General features: G+C 41.0%; 11 protein-coding genes and 1 tRNA gene. 5 read left to right on the top strand and 7 right to left on the bottom strand.

Annotation, left to right across the window (positions count from 1 at the left end; genetic code table 11):
• Positions 1-182: 182 nt before the first annotated feature.
• The 6 genes from BP549_RS03460 to BP549_RS03435 all read right to left on the bottom strand — a co-directional run bounded on the left by BP549_RS03460 (position 183) and on the right by BP549_RS03435 (position 8,681).
• Positions 183-1,904: a S8 family serine peptidase gene (locus BP549_RS03460; RefSeq protein WP_292378138.1), complete on the bottom strand. Its 1,722-nt coding sequence runs from the start codon at positions 1,902-1,904 to the stop codon at positions 183-185.
• A 1,183-nt stretch (positions 1,905-3,087) separates the two neighbouring features.
• Entirely contained in the window at positions 3,088-4,926 is a 1,839-nt protein-coding gene (locus BP549_RS03455) for a PKD domain-containing protein (protein WP_292378136.1), read from the bottom strand.
• Between the two features lie 1,303 nt (positions 4,927-6,229).
• Positions 6,230-6,304: transfer RNA gene (locus BP549_RS03450), tRNA-Pro, on the bottom strand.
• Between the two features lie 160 nt (positions 6,305-6,464).
• A complete protein-coding gene (locus tag BP549_RS03445) occupies positions 6,465-7,019 on the bottom strand; it encodes a UbiX family flavin prenyltransferase (protein WP_292378135.1) in 555 nt (184 codons plus the stop codon).
• Between the two features lie 16 nt (positions 7,020-7,035).
• Positions 7,036-7,425 (bottom strand): hypothetical protein, encoded by a 390-nt coding sequence (locus BP549_RS03440; RefSeq protein WP_292378133.1) that lies wholly within the window; start codon positions 7,423-7,425, stop codon positions 7,036-7,038.
• A gap of 59 nt (positions 7,426-7,484) precedes the next feature.
• Positions 7,485-8,681, bottom strand: a complete 1,197-nt coding sequence (locus BP549_RS03435; RefSeq protein ID WP_292378131.1) for an HD domain-containing protein — start codon at positions 8,679-8,681, stop codon at positions 7,485-7,487.
• A 113-nt stretch (positions 8,682-8,794) separates the two neighbouring features.
• On the opposite strand from BP549_RS03435, the gene cofD reads away from it, so the two are divergent.
• Positions 8,795-9,724: a 2-phospho-L-lactate transferase gene (cofD, locus tag BP549_RS03430; protein ID WP_292371834.1), complete on the top strand. Its 930-nt coding sequence runs from the start codon at positions 8,795-8,797 to the stop codon at positions 9,722-9,724.
• 308 nt (positions 9,725-10,032) lie between these two features.
• Here the strand turns inward: cofD and BP549_RS03425 are convergent, their stop codons facing one another.
• The gene (locus BP549_RS03425; protein ID WP_292378130.1) at positions 10,033-11,055 is read right to left on the bottom strand and encodes a uroporphyrinogen decarboxylase family protein; all 1,023 of its coding nucleotides are present in this window, start codon (positions 11,053-11,055) and stop codon (positions 10,033-10,035) included.
• A gap of 414 nt (positions 11,056-11,469) precedes the next feature.
• On the opposite strand from BP549_RS03425, the gene BP549_RS03420 reads away from it, so the two are divergent.
• From BP549_RS03420 to dph2, 4 genes are all read left to right on the top strand, one after another.
• Positions 11,470-12,630 carry an FmdE family protein gene (locus BP549_RS03420; RefSeq protein WP_292378127.1) on the top strand — a complete coding sequence of 387 codons (1,161 nt, stop codon included), beginning with the start codon at positions 11,470-11,472 and terminating at the stop codon, positions 12,628-12,630.
• Positions 12,631-12,940: 310 nt separating this feature from the next.
• Entirely contained in the window at positions 12,941-16,084 is a 3,144-nt protein-coding gene (locus BP549_RS03415) for an adenylate/guanylate cyclase domain-containing protein (protein ID WP_292378125.1), read from the top strand.
• A gap of 250 nt (positions 16,085-16,334) precedes the next feature.
• Positions 16,335-16,907 (top strand): hypoxanthine/guanine phosphoribosyltransferase, encoded by a 573-nt coding sequence (hpt, locus tag BP549_RS03410; protein WP_292378124.1) that lies wholly within the window; start codon positions 16,335-16,337, stop codon positions 16,905-16,907.
• Entirely contained in the window at positions 16,888-17,895 is a 1,008-nt protein-coding gene (gene dph2, locus BP549_RS03405) for a diphthamide biosynthesis enzyme Dph2 (protein WP_292378122.1), read from the top strand. Before hpt ends, dph2 begins: the two co-directional genes overlap by 20 nt.
• The last annotated feature ends 56 nt before the right edge of the window (positions 17,896-17,951 follow it).

Raw genomic sequence — 17,951 nt, 5'->3', positions numbered from 1 at the left:
GATTAAATAACTCTCGGACAACTAGAAATAAGATAATAAGATCAGTCACTCTAAATCACAAAGAAAATGTCAACTCTCAAATCTGGTCAAACAAGGTAAAGGTGACCTTTTTGTCAGATTTGATAAATAATTCCCCCACTACCCTTTAGCCTTGATATTTTTATCATTTTTCGATTTAGGACTTATTTGTTTTGAGAGTATATACCTGGCCTGGTATTTGTTGTCACATTTATGTAATTTGCTTTTGTTGTCGTATTGTTGCCTGCCACATTGATTACTGTAAGTGCAACCTTATATTTTCCTTCCTGTAAATACTGATGTTTTGGATTCTGTTCTGTTGAAGATGCTCCGTCTCCAAAAGTCCATTTCCATTTAGTTGGTATTCCTGTACTTTTGTCAGTAAAGGCAACCGTTAATGGCGCTTTTCCTGAGGTGGGTGTCGCAGAAAATGCAGCAACCGGCTTTGTTACCGCTTTTATATAATTTGTTTTTGTTGATGTGTTACTGCCTCCACCATTTGTTACTGTAAGTTTAACAGTATATCTCCCTACTTTAGAATACTTATGCGTTGGATTCTGCTGGGTTGAAGATGTCCCGTCTCCAAAACTCCATTTCCATGACGTGGGGTTTCCTGTACTTTTGTCAGTAAAGGCAACCGTTAATGGTGCTTTCCCTTCGGTAGGTTTTGCAGAAAAGTTTGCAACAGGTACTCCGCCGAATACTGCATCATATGCATCGATCCGGCCTGAACCATAATCATTATCCTTTCTTGCCGATCCAAGATCTACTGCTGTACTTTCTAATTTCTGCTTTACCGCAGAAGGCTTCATAGTCGGGCTCTTTTCCAGAATTAATGCTGCAGCGCCGGAAACATGCGGTGTTGCCATGGAAGTTCCGGACCAGTCTGCATATCCGCCACCTGGAAGTGTTGAAGTGACATCTACTCCGGGCGCAGATACATCGGGTTTAATGTATGTCTGCCCATCAAGAGTAACAGGACCCCGACCGCTGAAATATGCTATTACATCGGAAGAATCTGTTGCACCAACAGTACACGAATTAAGTTCATCACCGGGGCACGTGATTGAGCCAGATCCATACTCGCCGTTATTACCAGCCGCTATGATAGGAACTATACCTGCTGTAACAACATTGTTTATTGTAGTCGTAAACGCCGAACTATGTGCTGATGATCCACCGCTAAAACTTATAATACGGGCATTATTAGCAACTGCCCACTCAAAGCCAAGAATACAATCAGATAAATATCCAGAACCGTATCCATCGAATACTTTTGCTTCAATCAGCTTTGTACCTGGTGCAACTCCGGTTTGCACACCGTTAGCACCGGTTCCTGAAATGGTCCCGGATACATGAGTACCATGCCCATTATCATCATATGGAGACGACCTCGAGTTTACGTAGTCAACCCAGCCTACAACTTTCGGATCGTTTGTATTGGGATTGTCGTCAAGGTCGTTAAGGTCAGGATGTGTTGCGTCAATTCCCGTATCTATAACAGCAACGGTTATCCCTTCTCCAGTTATACCCCGCTGCCAGACTGCAGGTGCTTCGATTTTGTCTACTCCCCACGCATTTGTAGATGCCTTTATCTGCTGGGTAGTCGCTGCCTCTATTTTTTCGGAGGATGTCTCGGCATGTTCTACTATAGAAACAACTTCATCAAGTTCAATCTTCCGAACGTCGGGTCTCCCGGCAAGAGAAGCTAAAACTCCCGGTGTTACCCTAGCTGCAACAGCGTTAATAATCTTAATAGATTTTATTTTTTGTACATGGTTTTTTGATTTCTCACTCTCGAGATATTTTATCAGATCTTTCTGATTATTCTCAATTTGAGATTTCCCAGCAGCAGTCTTAAATGCGATATTCTGATCTGATAACATTATAATTACAGGAATTTGCTCAGTCTCTGGAATTTTAGTAATTTTTGAAGACAAACTTGCTGATATTTTATCAGAATTTGCCTCCTGGTTTAAATCTACATCTCCAGCTAACGCAGTAAATGAAAACAGCGATATCAACAACAATGATGTACAGATAGTAAATAATAGTTTAGAAACCGTTTTTTTTAAAAGCTTTCGACTTTTTTCCACCTATTCACACTCCTTTCCAATATTCATTCCTATTTCACTATGGGATATGGCTTTCTGTAACCAACCACTTATGTTTCCAGAGCCTGCAATCAAAAGTATTATAATACCGAGCCTTTGTCCGGTTAATGATGTTTTAAGACTAATCTGCAGGCACTCAACTTTTTTACAGATACAGAAATCATTTAATGATTGGTGTCCAGATATAAAATACTTCTGAACTTATACATTTAGTGCTTTATTATAAGGTATAATCAAGAAGAGACGCCACAAAAATAAATTCATTAGCCAGACTAGACTATAAAAAACTGCTTTATAATATAAAAAACAGAGATAAACTATTGAAACAGAATATAAAAAAAATTATAATATCAATATTTTTATTTTATGTGTCGAATGTATAGTCAATACATACTTCAATTTTTAAGATGCTTTCGCTTATCTCGAGTCCGATAATTGGATAGATTTAGATTTAGATTTAGATTTAGACTTGGACCTTACTGAAAATATACTCTACTGTTTACTTAGATAACTCGGGATATAATATTTCTTATCTGTTAATAAAAAAATATGTAATAAGGAGAATAATTGTATTTTTTGGATTAATATAAAATACTTATTCCTCTTATATATTTTTGATCTCTTAATTATTCATATTTTACCCATTCTTTATTTGATTATTCGAGCTTGGTAACCACTCAAGTTTAATTATACAAAAACTTCATAATCATCTTACTTTAATTATTTATATCTCATAATAAAGGAAAGTGTGAGAAAGAGTGGAGAAAGGAAATCCAAGGGTGTTTTTCTGCAGTTCACTTATCTTCCAAATCACGAGGAATCTATGTGCCGGAGCATAAACACTCTTCAAAAAATGGTTATCTAACTGTTTTAGATAACCTGAAATTTTTTCCAAATTTGATTACTACTCCTTCTTTATCCTTTGAAATTTACCCTTTCGTTTTTTTAATCTTAGTTATTTGTTTTTAGAGGCTATGATATAGCCAGAAATAGTTTTAGTATTACTGCCTTTAGCATTCTTCACTGTTAAGCTGACAGTGTATTTTCCTGCCTTGCTGTATGTGTGCGCAGGACTTCTGGCTGTTGAATATGTGCCATCCCCAAAGTTCCATTTCCACGAAGTTGGTGATCCTGTGCTCTTGTCGGTAAACTGCACTTTCAGTGGGGCTTTTCCGGAGGTCGGAGCAGCAGAAAAAGCAGCAACTGGAGCTTTCAAAGCGGTTGTGATAATATAGTTATTTATTGTTTTGGTGTTTGTTCCGACAGCGTTCTTTACTGTTAAGCTGACAGTATATTTTCCTGCCTTGCTGTATGTATGTACAGGATTCTTAACTGTTGAAGTTGTTCCGTCTCCAAAAGTCCATTTCCATGATGTAGGTGAGCCTGTACTCTTGTCAGTAAATGTTACTTTCAGTGGAGCATTTCCGGAGGTAGGCGCTGCAGAGAAAGCAGCAACCGGTTTTTGTGGAGCTGCTTTTACAGTTATATAATTCTCTATTGTTTTGGTATTTGTTCCGGCTGCATTCTTTACCGTTAAACTGACAGTGTAATTTCCGGCTTTACTGTAGGTATATGCAGGACTCTTGGATGTTGAAGATTTTCCATCTCCAAAGCTCCATTTCCATGAGGTGGGTGCTCCTGTGCTTTTGTCAGTAAAACTAACTTTCAGCGGTGCGTTTTCTGAAGTTGGAGATGCAGAGAAGGCAGCAATTGGCGAGTTTTCGTTTTCTATTGGCATAATGTATATACTATTTTTTCCTTCTCTATCAGACCAAAAAGCAATTTTTTTGCCATCTGGGCTCCATACCGGAAACGAATCCGATGCTGAATCTGATGTTAGCTGCGCTTTATTTTTTCCGTCGGCGTTCATAATCCATATGTCTTTACTGCCAGCCTTATTCGATACAAATACGATTTTACTTCCATCCGGTGAGAATATAGGAGAATTAGCATTTGCCGAGTCTGAGGTAATTTGAGTTTTTCCGGTCCCGTCAGCTTTTATCGTATATATCTCCGAGTTTCCACCCTCATAATAGGATTCACCTTCCCCTGCATAGTATACTATTTTTGAACCATCTGGAGACCATATCTGTGACTGCTTGGATTGAGTTTGATGAGCAATTAATCCAGGTTGAGACCTGGTCAAATCTTTACCTATCTTTCCACTATCAATATAATAGTCAATGTCAGCCGGCCCATGCGTACAAACTGCTATTTTTGATGCATCGGGTGATAGGGCAATACTGCTAGCAATACCTATGTTCCCAAGGGTATGTTTATCGAATCCATCGGAATCCATTTCCCAATAGGAGCCCCCAATCTCTTCATAAATCTCAGCGTAGAGTATTTTTGAACCTGTGGGATACCAGGTGTATATATAATAATATTTATACCACGCTGTGTCGAGCAATTGGGTTTTTCCTGTCCCGTCTGCATTCATTACCCATAAATCACTCGTCGGCCCATTAGTGTCATCGTATCTGTTTTCAATATACGAAATTTTGCTTCCATCTGGAGACCATGCATAACAGGAAGTAAAATTATCTCCCATTGTAGAGGTAAGCTTCTTTTCTCCCGAACCACCTAAAAATACCTTATACAGCCCATCTTCCCGTGAGAAAAGGATTTCTTTCCCATCTGGAGACCAAACTGGATTTGAATCAGACGCAACATTGGAGGCTACCTTTGTTAATTTCCCAGCTTCCAGGGTATCCGCAACTGTTACGTTTGATGTCATAATCATCAGAAAATTAAAGACTATTAACAGATATACCACTCTTGGACTAATTTTCACGATATTACCTCACTTTCATAAAGTACAGGTATTATTATTTTCATAAACCTCAACCGGAGAATTTTCTCCTGCTAGCGAAAGATTATTTGCCTTCCTTATATTAGGTTCATAAAAAATAACCAAGAGAACCTGCTGTCTTCCCGATAATTTGCCAGGCTAAAACCCTCTTAACAACAAAATTTCTCTTTTTTCTTCGGTTAATACAAAATGCCAAAAGTGTATTACTTGTACAGCGGTTTTCTCTAAATCATAATTTAAATATTCAAAATGTATTGTTTTTGAGTACCCGTTTTAAGGTAAAAATTTTTTACCCGAGTACAAATTAATTTATTTTATCCCCGTTTTTCCCCTACTTATACAACATCGTAATTTATACAGCTCAAATTTATATTATATGTACATCGCTATAAATGTTTTTCATAATCTGTTACTAAATATGCTCAATCAATTATTTATCTTATTCTATATTTTCTTTGAAGTATAATTTTTATATTACAGATATTCAGTTAAACGGAAACTTCAAAAAAGAAATTTGTAGAAAATGAGCCCTGAAAGTAAGTTACTGAAAGCTTGCAATAAAGGCAGCTTTCAAATCTAGTAAAACAAAGCAAATATGGCCTTTTGGAGTACTCTGGATTTTATGATGTGATTCTCACTGTTGTGGATTTTTGGTTTGGTTTGAGCTATGTGAAAACTTCGCTAAGCTGAGGAGGGTCTGGTTCTGATATTTAAGTGAAATTGTGGCTGAAAGCCATTAGGCTAAATACTATTCATTACTGGAGGATGCTTTCCATTATTCTAGACAGTGTCCAAACTAAAATTAGCAGAAGAAATATGCATACTGATAATTTGATTAATTTACCCAACTGGTACCAGAAAATATCCATTTTCTCCAAAAAATTCACTTTTCTTTCCTCCAATTTCTTAATATATTTAGTATGTTTATGTATAAAAATTTTTTTAATGTTTGGGAATGTTTTGGATTCTTCTCTGGATACCTAAATCTGCAACGTTTTCGAAAACGAATATTTACTGTGAAAAGTGGGATGGATAAATTATGAAAAATGAGCATGGTATTCTTCGAGTAACAAGCACAAATAAGTGAAAACATTTACAGGCATTTTCATGTCAAAGAAAATCTAAAACTAGATGCCTATCTCCTAATGGAAAACATAGTCATGTGTCATTTGATCAATAATCAAGTACTTATAAATGATAGCGAGAGAGAAGGAAAAAATCTCAGAGTTCGAAAATAATAATTCTAACCTAGATACAGAATAAATACATTAGAAAAATATGTAAATGGGATAGCGCGGATTTGAACCGCGGTCCAAGCGTCCCAAACGCTCGAGGATGGACCAAGCTACCCTACTATCCCAAGGGGTACTTCCTCTCAAAGGAGATTATCCTTTATATAGCTTTCGTTAGAACATAGGCCTGTGACACGATCTCTCAAAAATTTTCTTCGGAAAATCAAAATTTCTTCTGACTTATCTTTCTGGAATTCCTAATTTTTCCCTGATTCTATGAGGTTCTTTTCATTGTTTCCAGCGGTGATAGATCTCGTTTTCTATCCCGAGCAGGTCGAGTGCCCTTCCTACCATGATATCTATCAGGTCTTCAAGGGTTTTAGGTCGCGAATAGAAGCCCGGACAGGCTGGAAGAATACTCGCTCCTGCTTTTTTAGCCCGAAGCATATTTTCAATGTGTATAAGGCTAAGCGGAGTTTCCCGGGTCATCAGTATAAGTTTTCTCTCCTCTTTGAGGCAGACATCTGCAGCTCTCGTAAGGAGAGTATCGGATAGCCCATTTGCTACGGCTGCAAGGGTTTTCATGCTGCAAGGAGCGATAACCATTCCGTTTGTCCTATAAGAGCCGCTGGCAATTGGCGCTGAAAAATCCTTCTGGGCATAGCTCCAGGTTGCAAGTTTTTCCACTGCCTCTGGCGTGTAATCCGTTTCGATCCCAATAATCTGGCTTGCGGCATCCGTCAAAACCAGATGGGTTTTAATTCCTCTTTCCGCCAGTACTTCAAGAAGGCGAATTCCATACTGAACCCCTGAGGCTCCGCTGATTCCTACCGTTATCTCCATTTTATCCTGCCGTCAATTATTTCAAATCTTTATCTTGCCCTTCCAGTTCGTTTCCTTTTTCGTAAAAGGCAATGAAGCTTTCCACCATTTCTCCTGCAGTTGAGACTATATCCCTTATTTCTTCAGAGCTTATATTATCCTGGTGTATTCCGGCAACAAATACCGAAGTCCTCCTTGTGGCCTTGCTTACCTTCCTTGCCCCATCAAGGGCAAGATATTCTTCTCGATGACCGGACATTGTTATTACCGATGAACTTGCTCTCTGACTTTTTTCGTCAAAAAGCCCTACGGCAACAGCTCCCACATGTTCTTCTCCACCTGTAAGGGTCAGCAGGTAATCTTCTCCGACCTTTTTTACCTCAAGTACAATTTTGATTTTTCCCACTTTTCGTTTAATCTGGAACAAATTCCTACCTCTGCCCTTAAAGTTCCTTTTTTAAATTCTATTTTTCTTTTATTCTACCTTCAGAGATCACTTAGTTTAAACTGTTTTATGGGCTTTTTAACCTCAAAATAATCTCTGGCGGCTTTTCCTACAGCCTCACAGTGCTCTTTCGGACTATATACCCCCATTCTCCAGTTATCCATATGAGCTTCCTGCAGGATAGATACAAAATGGGAAGCTTCATTAAGAGGGATCATTTTGTGATCAGTCTTTATCATTGCCTGCATTTCCACCATTTCAGGCATCTTCGGAATATCTACAAGCACATACTCAGGATCAATTCCTGCTAGCTCTGCAATCTCTTTTTCTACCCTTCGTATCCGGTCGCGATGTCTGAGTACGGCTTTTCCTACATCTACCAGGCCTACGTATAGTGCCCGCTTATAGAGTTTACGGGCATCCAGCAGCCGTGAAAGTTCTCCTGCGTATCCGGTTGCTTTTCTCATGGACGCAACAAGGTCTATATCATCCATCTGCCTGAGCTTGAACGGATCAAGCTCATTATTTTCTATCATGTACTCCACCGATCTGGAACACATAGCTTCCGAGATCCTGGTTACGTGATGATAGTATACAGACGCGTTCATCCAGAAACGTGAGACCAGTAGAGATTCGGCAGCTTTCAATCCTCCGTAGTCTACAACGAGTCTATCCTCATAAAAATTCATCTGATTTATCAGGCGGTTGTAATCTACGACCCCGAAGGCTACGCCTGTGTAATGGGCGTCTCGAACAAGATAGTCCATTCGATCCACGTCAATCTCGCTGCTAAGGATCTGCCCCAGAGAGGTTTCTCCTTTTATGTGCTTTACAAGGTTTCCTGGAGAAATTCCATATTTGCTCAAAACTTCCTTTATTTCTCCCTTTCCCAGGATTTCTTTTACATCATCGTGCCTGCGCCGCGTGTATTTGTCTATAACATTCTCGGTAACATGAGAAAAAGGTCCGTGCCCTACATCGTGCAGAAGAGCAGCAGCTTTTATTTCGGTTTTCCTATCTTCTTCAATCGAATCGAGACTTCTAGTTAGCATGGAGGCAAGATGCATTGTTCCAAGCGAGTGTTCAAAACGAGAATGATTAGCTCCAGGGTAAACGAGGTTTGAAAACCCAAGCTGTCTGACCCTTCTTAGGCGCTGCATCTGAGGGATGGAAAGAAGATCCTGAGCTAAGTCGTCCAGCTCTATATAACCGTGTACAGGATCAAGGACAACCTTCATTATTCTTTAGACAGATCTCATTATATATTGTTGTTACTATTACTCAGGTACTGTAGATTTTGCAGAAATACCGTTACCCGAAAGTTTAATAGAAAGCCGGAAAAGGTATTATCATGATTATATTTTCAGGCGGCACCGGAACTCCAAAACTCCTTGATGGCCTCAAGGAGATCCTCCCAACGGAGGAACTGACCGTTGTTGTAAATACTGCCGAAGACCTCTGGGTTTCGGGAAATCTGATTTGTCCTGACTTGGATACAGTGCTCTATCTGTTATCAGGTCAGATCGATCGGAATAGATGGTGGGGCATAAAAGACGACACATTTCTGACTTATGAGCGTATGCAGAAACTGGGTGTCACGGAGAGCATGAAGCTTGGGGACTGTGACAGAGCAACCCATATCATCCGCTCTAATTTTATACGAAGTGGAATCTCTCTTACAGACGCGACTTTAGAGCTTGCTTCCCTTTTCGGAATTGATGCAAAGATTCTGCCCATGTCTGATGATCCTGTTTCCACTTATATAGAAACCCCTGAAGCGATTCTGCATTTTCAGGATTTCTGGATCGGAAAGCATGGAGAACCCGAAGTGTTGGATGTTAACATAACGGGAATTTCCGAAGCTTCAATTTCTCCAAAGGTGCTCGAAGCCCTGGAAAATGACGATAACGTCCTAATAGGTCCAAGTAACCCTATTACGAGTATAGGGCCTATCATTTCTCTTCCAGGCATGAAAAATCTGCTGCAAAAGAAAAAAGTCGTGGCAATCAGTCCAATAATTGGCAATGCCCCTGTAAGCGGGCCTGCCGGAAAATTGATGCAGGCGTCGGGGCTTGAGGTCTCTTCAATGGGGGTTGCGGAATATTATCAGGATTTCTTGGATGTCTTTGTTTTCGATGAACGAGATCAGGCGGATGAATTCGCATTTGAGAAAATTGGATGCCATGCTACCCGTGCTGACACCCTGATGACTTCAACTGAAAAAAGCAAGGAACTGGCAGAATTAGTAGTAGGGCTGTTTGATACTATTGTCTGTCCTTAATTTTCACTAATCTCTTTTTCTAGCTTATGCCAAAATTTTGAGGTCAAAAACTTGATTGACAAAAGTTATTGATAATAGTTGATTGACAATTAGGGACATGAGTTCCAAAGAAATAAAATTTTAAATAATCAAGTTTTTACTTTTTGATCCGCTATATAAACTATAAAATATAAAATTAATTATCGTCGAGTTATATAGAACGGAAGAGCAGGTGTCCTGAACCTCCAAGCTCCTATTAAACTTGGAGGTTCAGGTATGCTAATTATTCTAATGAATCTGTTACCAAATGTCAAATTCTTCTGACCAGTTTACAGGTTCTCGATTGACCACTCTTTTGCGGCTCTGACCCACATTTTAAGCCTGTCAGAAGTGCTGAGAGGGGGAGTTCCACAACCAAGCATACTTCCCTTTGCTCCACCATCAAGGGCTTTCCTAACTGCTCCTGTGATCTGTTCTTCTGTACCTTCAATCATAAGAAGTGGGGTCACGTTCCCAACCACTGGTACTTTACCTGCAAGTTTTGTTGCTTCATTCATCTTGACTGCCTGCTCTATACTGAGACAGTTTGCTCCAGTGGAGGCCATACCCTCAATAATTGGCAGTGTTTGCCCACAGATATGCAGTTCCCAGGGACACCCCAGAGAATGGATGAAATCTCCAAGTTCCTTTGTCGCAGGAACTGCCGCGTTGTAATAAAACTGTGGCATAACAAGACTAGGAGACGCAGAGGCATCTGAGTAATAAAGCACATCTGCTCCTGCCTTGATACAGGCCCTCGCATAAATTTTGTTTATCTGGAGGGCGGTAGAGATCCATTCCTGTATTTCTTTCATCTTCTTTTCCTGTTTCAAGCATTTTAGACTGAGCACAGGAAGTTTTTCTACTCCCATAAGATTTCCCGCTAAAGTGACAGGAGCTACAAGAAAAGAGCAAATTGCTGCATCAGGAAATTTTTCTTTTGCAAGTTTTATGGCTTCAATTGTAGTCTGGACATATCTGTCTTCAAGAAAGTGTTCATAATTTACATCTTCAGGTTTTTCAAAGGCACTTCTGACTGAAGGCTGTATATCAATTGCTCCCATGTTAACTTCAAGTCCAAGGGCAATAGATTCTATAAACATGCCAAAGGGCACAACAATATTATCAATCCCTGCATCCGTATGCATCAGGCTTGCAACACTTACCATCATTTCAGCATTCCTGTGATATTCAGGCCACGTTACTCCACTCTTTTGTATGTATTCTACTACCATTGCAGATCCTGAAATTACCGGAATTCTATCCACAGGTTCTCCGTTGAGCATTGCAAGAACTCTTTCTCTAGATGTCATTTCCTCCACTATATTTCCAACTCCCCTATTATATATCATGTCTTGATTTCAAAAAAAAGACAAATTCATTTTATTTACATTTATACCTATATAATTTTAATTTACTAATAATTTCCCACGTTTATTTTATTTTGTATTCAATATAATTTTATAAAGGCTAATTGATTTTGATTTTATCCCATCCTATTCTCTATTTATTTTTTCTTTCACCTTTTCACTTCGCGCATAGCATTTTTATATTCACAATGTTAACAAAATCCAAAAGTTTTATTTAATACTTTTATTATACTTTGTAATATTACTACTTACTAAGTTTGACCTTTATCTTACCAATTAAGCACTATTTTCGAGTAAGTGCTATTTTTACGGTTAGATAATGAATAAATCGGTTTAATGATTAGTGGAGGAAAAATCATGATAGGAGAAGGCGTGATGAATATAAAGAGAATCAAAGCGAAAGTCATTTATCTTGTCTTCCTGACAGCCCTCATTCTTTCCCTTGGTCCTATTCCAGGGGCGGCAGCCGATGTTGATAATTGTGGCTTAATGACTCAGGTCTTTGCTGCAGCCGAAGCAGATCTTGGAGCTGTTGGACCAGAAAATACACTTATTATTACGGATATAGGCTCTCCTGCAGAGTCTTATACTTTCCTGGATGAATTCTATTCAGAGTTTTATGAGAGAGATCTTCTGTACACAAAAAATCTCCTTGTTGTCCAGAACTCAAGGAATAGTCCTTTATGGTTTGCGTTCTTCGATAAATGCAGCGGGAACTGTACTTATATCGAGGTCTCTTATGAAAACAAAAGCGAAATCAGTTATAAGGTGACGGAAAATATAAACTTTGATACACTTTCGAAAACTCCGAAATCGAGAGCTGCATGGAATGAAAAGGTAAATGCAACAGTATTTGACGGGCGCGAATTTGCCATTCTTACAATTTCGAATGGCTGGTCTACCGGAAAGCTCGATTATGAGCTTATGCAGTGCCTTGAGCTGCACAATCATTTCTGTCCGGGAGTTTCGAGCGGTCACGTGCTTGCAAACTGGATGGAAGAAAACTACCCTCTTGAGGAAGGCGTAAGTTATACGGTTTTCTCCTGCCCTAACTGGTGCAAAGAAGACGTTTTCGTAAAGCGTTGGGACGCGACTCCGGGCAAAGGAGGTCTCTGGGTATCTTCATTGACGGATGACGAAAAAGAAGCTCTTGGAGGTTCTCCTGCAGGTATTTTCGTGGTCACAGATAAAAATGCCGGAACTATGAAAGCAGTAGTCCTAGGATTTAATTTTGACGTTGTCAATGTGAACTCCGGTGCAAAAGCCGATGATCCAGGATGGGTCTCGAAGTATTTAGCCGATCTCTGGCTTATGGATAAGGAAAACTGGGATACAGAAGGACTTGTTTCGGTAATTGCAGTTTTTGACATTGATGCCGATACCCTGGCTGAAATGAAACAGGCGAATAATAACCCTTATGTAGTCCTAGGGCTGCTTGATCCTCCAGGTCATACTAATCTCTTGAAAATTGGAGCTGATGGAACAGGCAACTTAACTAACGGACCTAAACCCGCATAAAAGGTTTAATCAGATATATTTGAGGATTCCAGTAATCCTAATATTTTCCTCTTTCTCTTCCTTTTTTATTTTTTCCATTGGCTTTTCCTGAGTTCATTTGATCTTCCGTAATTATTCAGCTACTCTTTAATTTTACCTTACTTTTTCACGTTTAATACCAATCACTTTTTATATTAATGTTTAAACGTTTTTATTTTTGCCAGAACATATTTTTAATTTATTTGTATTTGTTTATATATAAATTACTTAATATATAACAACTTCAGTAAATTTAGAAAATTTTAATAAAGAGCAAACAAATCCTATGCGCATGGATGATCACTTTATTGAGAAATGGCAACTCGCCGACGAAGAAATACGAAAAAACCTTCCGCTGGGCGTGAAGCTTGTAAGCACGCTGCGGGGGCACACTGGCTTTATTGGACGTATTGCGTGGTCGCCGAATGGGAAGATATTAGCATCGCCATCTGAGGATAAAACAATCCGGTTGTGGGATACCGAGACTGGTCAGTGCCTAAGGATACTTAGAGGACATAGAGGCAAGGTCTATAGTGTCGCCTTTGATCCGACGGGCAGGACCTTAGCTAGTGGTAGCGATAATACAGTCAATCTGTGGAAGTCTGCAACTGGCAAGCTCATACGTAAAATGAAAAGAGATGGACACTACAGGGTTTACAGCGTGGCGTTTGATCCTACGGGGAAGATACTGGCCGGAGGTGACGATCTTGGTCTAGTAAATCTATGGTTGGCAGAAAGTGGCGATCTGCTAGATAGACTTGATGGTAGCCCCAACTCGGCTTTAGTTGTTGCATTTGATTCCGCGGGCAAAAAGCTAGCAGTCGGAAGTATTGGCTCAGTTATCCAGTGGGAAGTTAGTAATATGAAGCTGATCCGTAAGTTTGAGGCGCATCAGAACTGGGTCGTCAGTATAGCAATTGACCTACAAAATCGTACCTTGGTAACTGGAGGATTTGATAAGGTACTGAGACTTTGGGAATGGGACAGCGGGCGATTGCAACGTTCGCTCGAGGGACATACTGGTCATGTTAGATGTGTCGCTTTTCTGGGTGATGGGCGAATTCTTGCTTCCATGGGTGATGATGCCGAGAGCCGCCTATGGAGCGTAGATACAGGGGAATGTCTTGGAATAATTCCTGGCCGATCGGTCAATAGGTACGAAAGATTTCCAAGCCTTGCTTTCCACCCACATCTGCCTCTTCTAGCCACGGTTGGGTCTGACTCCAATACTCCAGAGATAAAAAATGATCGAGTTATTCACATATGGGAACTGGATCCCAATATTTTGCTTGGTCAAGTTTCAGAGCCTAGCGCCCATTACATCAATGCCAAGATAGTGTTGGTAGGTGATACGGGAGTGGGTAAAACCGGCCTTAGCTTGGTTCTTAACAACCAGCCTTTTGAGGCTACAGATTCTACTCCTGGAAGACATGTATGGACACTTGATTCGCAAGAGGTAAAAGTCGGCAGCAACATTACACAGACCCGCGAGGCGTTGTTGTGGGATCTGGCCGGACAGCCAGGCTATCGTATTATCCACCAATTACACCTTAACGAGGTGGCTGTGGCACTCGTGGTGTTCGATGCCCGTAGCGAAATTGACCCTCTGGCAGGTGTCCGGCACTGGGAGCGCGCCTTGCGCGTGGCACAACAGCGCCAGGGAACTTCGAGAGATTCCATGAAAAAGTTTCTAGTTTCCGCTCGTAATGATCGCGGAGGTGTGTCTATTAGTGAGGATCGACTGAAGTCAATCCTCAAGGAATTTAATTTTGATGGTTATTTCAAGACCAGCGCCAAGGAAGGTTGGAATGTCAAAGAATTACGAGCAGCGATCGAGCAGGCGATTATTTGGGAAGATTTGCCGGAGGTTTCATCTTCACAATTGTTTGCCGATATTAAGTCATACTTGCTGGAAGTAAAGAAAACAGGTCGGCTTTTGGCGTCACTGAATGAACTTTATATAGATTTTGCCCACGATCATCCTGACAAGACTGAGAAGGTGACCGATCTCCGAGATCAATTTAACATATGCGTTGGGAGGCTCGAAAACCGTGACTTGATCCGTCAACTGAGTTTTGGAGGTTATATTTTACTCCAGCCAGAATTGTTAGACGCCTATGCTTCCGCAATGGTCAACCAGGCCAAGGGGGAGCCTGAAGGTCTTGGTTCAATAGCTGAAGAAGTCGTCTTAGCTGGTAAGTTCTTTGTTCCTGATGAGCAAAAAGTTAAGGGCCCTGGCAAAGAGCAATTACTGTTGCACGCTACAGTGGAGGAACTAATTTGTCATGACTTGGCGCTATGGGAAAATGCGAATGACGGTCGTTATCTTGTTTTTCCATCACAGTTTAATCGCGACTATGAAGATGCACCCGAGCCAAAAGGCTCGGAGGTTTCTATCACCTTCGATGGCCCAGTCCAGAGCCTTTACTCAACTCTGGCAGTGAGGCTGAGCCATAGTGAATTATTTATTATCGAGAGGGGGAAGATGTGGCGAAACGCTGCTGTCTTTACCGCCGAGGCGGGTGGTAAGTGTGGTCTCTACCTGCACGAATTTGACGAGGCACGTGGTCGCTTGACTCTTTTCTTCGATGAGCAGGCTAGTCCAGAGACTCGATTCCATTTTGAGGAGTTTGTCCTGACTCATACAAAACGTAGAGCATTGGATGGAACCGTGGAACTCTTGCATTTCTTCGTGTGTCCAGAATGTGGAGATCCAGTGCCAGACTACTATGTAAAGAGACTCCATAACAAAGGAATTATGACATTCGGCTGTCCCTGTGGAGGGACAGTATCACTGGCCGATCCAAAGGAACGTATTAATTTCCGGTCAGAAGTCGAAGCTATGGACAAATCTGCTGACCGCCATAGGGATTTCGATGTATTCGTCATGTCGGCCAAAGGTGAGACGAGTACGGGGAATTTCCAAGAGTGGGCTGGAGGCGATCGAGTTACGTTGGCTGTTGTGTTTACCGATGTTGTTAACTCAACGGTGCTAGGAGACGAAATTAAGGATGAAGCTATGGACAAAGTAAGGAGTGCTCACTTTACTCAAAGCCGAAGGCTGATTTACAAGTTCAAAGGTCGAGAAATTAAAACTATGGGTGACAGTTTCATGGCGGCTTTTAAGTCTGTGGACCAAGCTCTGGACTACGCGAGGGAATTACAGGGGAATACGGGCCATCCATTGGTCAAAATCCGTGCAGGTATTCATATTGGATCTATGACAGTAGAGAAAGGCGACGTGTTCGGTGATACTGTGAACTTTGCCTCCCGCGTGGTTGGGTCCATCAAAGGCGCAGAAATCTGGCTCAGTGATCGGGCTAAAAAAGATATCGATCAACTTGGAGCCTTGAGACATAAACAGTTATGCTGGGAGCGACACGATAGTGTTATTATGAAAGGTTTCCCAGGTGTGTTCGCATTGTGGTCGATATAGTAATGCGTGAGTATAATAATGTGTAGTATACTCTGTAGGTGTTTATTTCTGGGCTTCGGACACTCTGCATGATCCCAAAATTATATCAAGTACTTTGAACTTTCCCTAAAGTTGGTTCGTCATGTAGCTCCTCAACCTTTATGTTTTTAACCTGCTCCAGGAAAACAATTTGCTTAAAACACGATAGAATAATATTCTCTGGAATACTACTTACAGGAAATATCGCAACGGCCAAAAAAGAGTTAATACCATGCTTGAAAAACTAAAAACCTCACTCATTAATTCTCCTGTGATCAAGCGAGGAGAATATAATTACTTTATCCATCCTATCTCTGATGGTGTACCATCCATAGACCCCCATATGGTTGAAGAGATCGCCGAATATATTCTCCAGATTACCGATATTAAAAAAGTTGACACTATTCTTACTATAGAAGCTATGGGTATTCCTGTAGCAAATGCCCTTTCTCTGAAAACAGGAATTCCTTTGACTATTATTCGAAAGCGGCCTTATTTCCTTGAAGGAGAAGTGGAACTGTCTCAGAGTACAGGGTACTCGAAAGGAGCTCTCTACATAAACGGGCTCAAGAAAGGGGACAGAGTAATTATCGTGGATGATGTCATCAGTACTGGCGGAACTCTGATATCACTCGTAAAAGCCCTAAAAACTATGGGTGTGGAAATTCTGGATGTAATTTCTGTTATCGGAAGAGGGGACGGCTATTTACAAATAAAGGAGCTCGGAGTTGAGCCCAAAATTCTCGTTACTATCGACGTGAGCGAGAAAGGTGTGGAGATCAAGAATGTCTTTGGGAATGAGTGACGCTTTTGACTTAAGGCCTGAATATATTATCAGTGTAATAGATAAACTGGGCGCAAAAACCGTAGGCTTTCAGTTTCCTGAGGGGCTTAAAAGAAAAAGTCCGGAGCTCGCAAAAATAGTTGAAAAAGCTACCGGGGCTGAGATTATCATTTCCGGAGACCCATGTTTTGGGGCGTGCGATTTAGATAAAACCCTGCTCGAAAAGGTTGATATTCTTTTCCACTTCGGGCACGCTGAGCTTGAGGATACGAAGCTTTCCGAAAAGGTCTATTTCATAGAAACGCGTTCTGCAGTTGACATTCGGCCGGTTGTTGAAAAGGCAGCATCTGAACTTAAAGGGCAGATTATAGGGCTGATTACTACGGTTCAGCATGTCCATAAACTCCCTGAAGCCTGCACTGTCTTGGAGGCAAATGGAAAGACCTGCGTAATCGGGCATGGGGATTCTAGGCTTGCATATCCAGGCCAGGTACTCGGCTGCAATTTTTCGGTAGCAAGGGCTGAGGTCTGTGACGAATACCTGTATATCGGAAGCGGAGATTTTCATCCTTTAGGAGTATCCCTTTCCACAAAAAAGCGGGTTCTTGCAGCTGATCCTTTTTCCGGAGAAGTTCGCGAGGTAGATCCTTCAAGAATCCTTCGCCAGCGGAGTGCAGTAATTGCAAAGTCCCTGGATGCGGAAGTTTTTGGGATAATCGTCTCAAGCAAAAACGGGCAGGAAAGAATGAATCTGGCTTTCTCCTTGAAAGCGCTTGCAAAAAAGCACGGAAAAGAGGCATACCTTATTCTGATTGATCTTGTAACTCCAGATCAGCTTCTTCAGTTCAAGGTAGATGCTTTCGTGAATACTGCCTGCCCTAGGCTTGCAATCGATGAAGTTGGGCGTTTTCCCTCTCCTATGCTTACTCCTCAGGAGTTTGAGATCGTGCTTGGAGAAAGAGACTGGGAAAAGCTTGTGCTGGACGAAATTACCGAAGAACCAGTGTAATTTTTTACGGTTGGAAATGTCCAGGTAATAAGTTTAGATCTAGATGCCAAATCAAA

This window comes from Methanosarcina sp. UBA289, from assembly GCA_002496565.1.
In the GTDB taxonomy this organism is placed as follows: Archaea; Halobacteriota; Methanosarcinia; order Methanosarcinales; family Methanosarcinaceae; genus Methanosarcina.
This window is presented reverse-complemented; position numbering and strand designations above follow the sequence as displayed.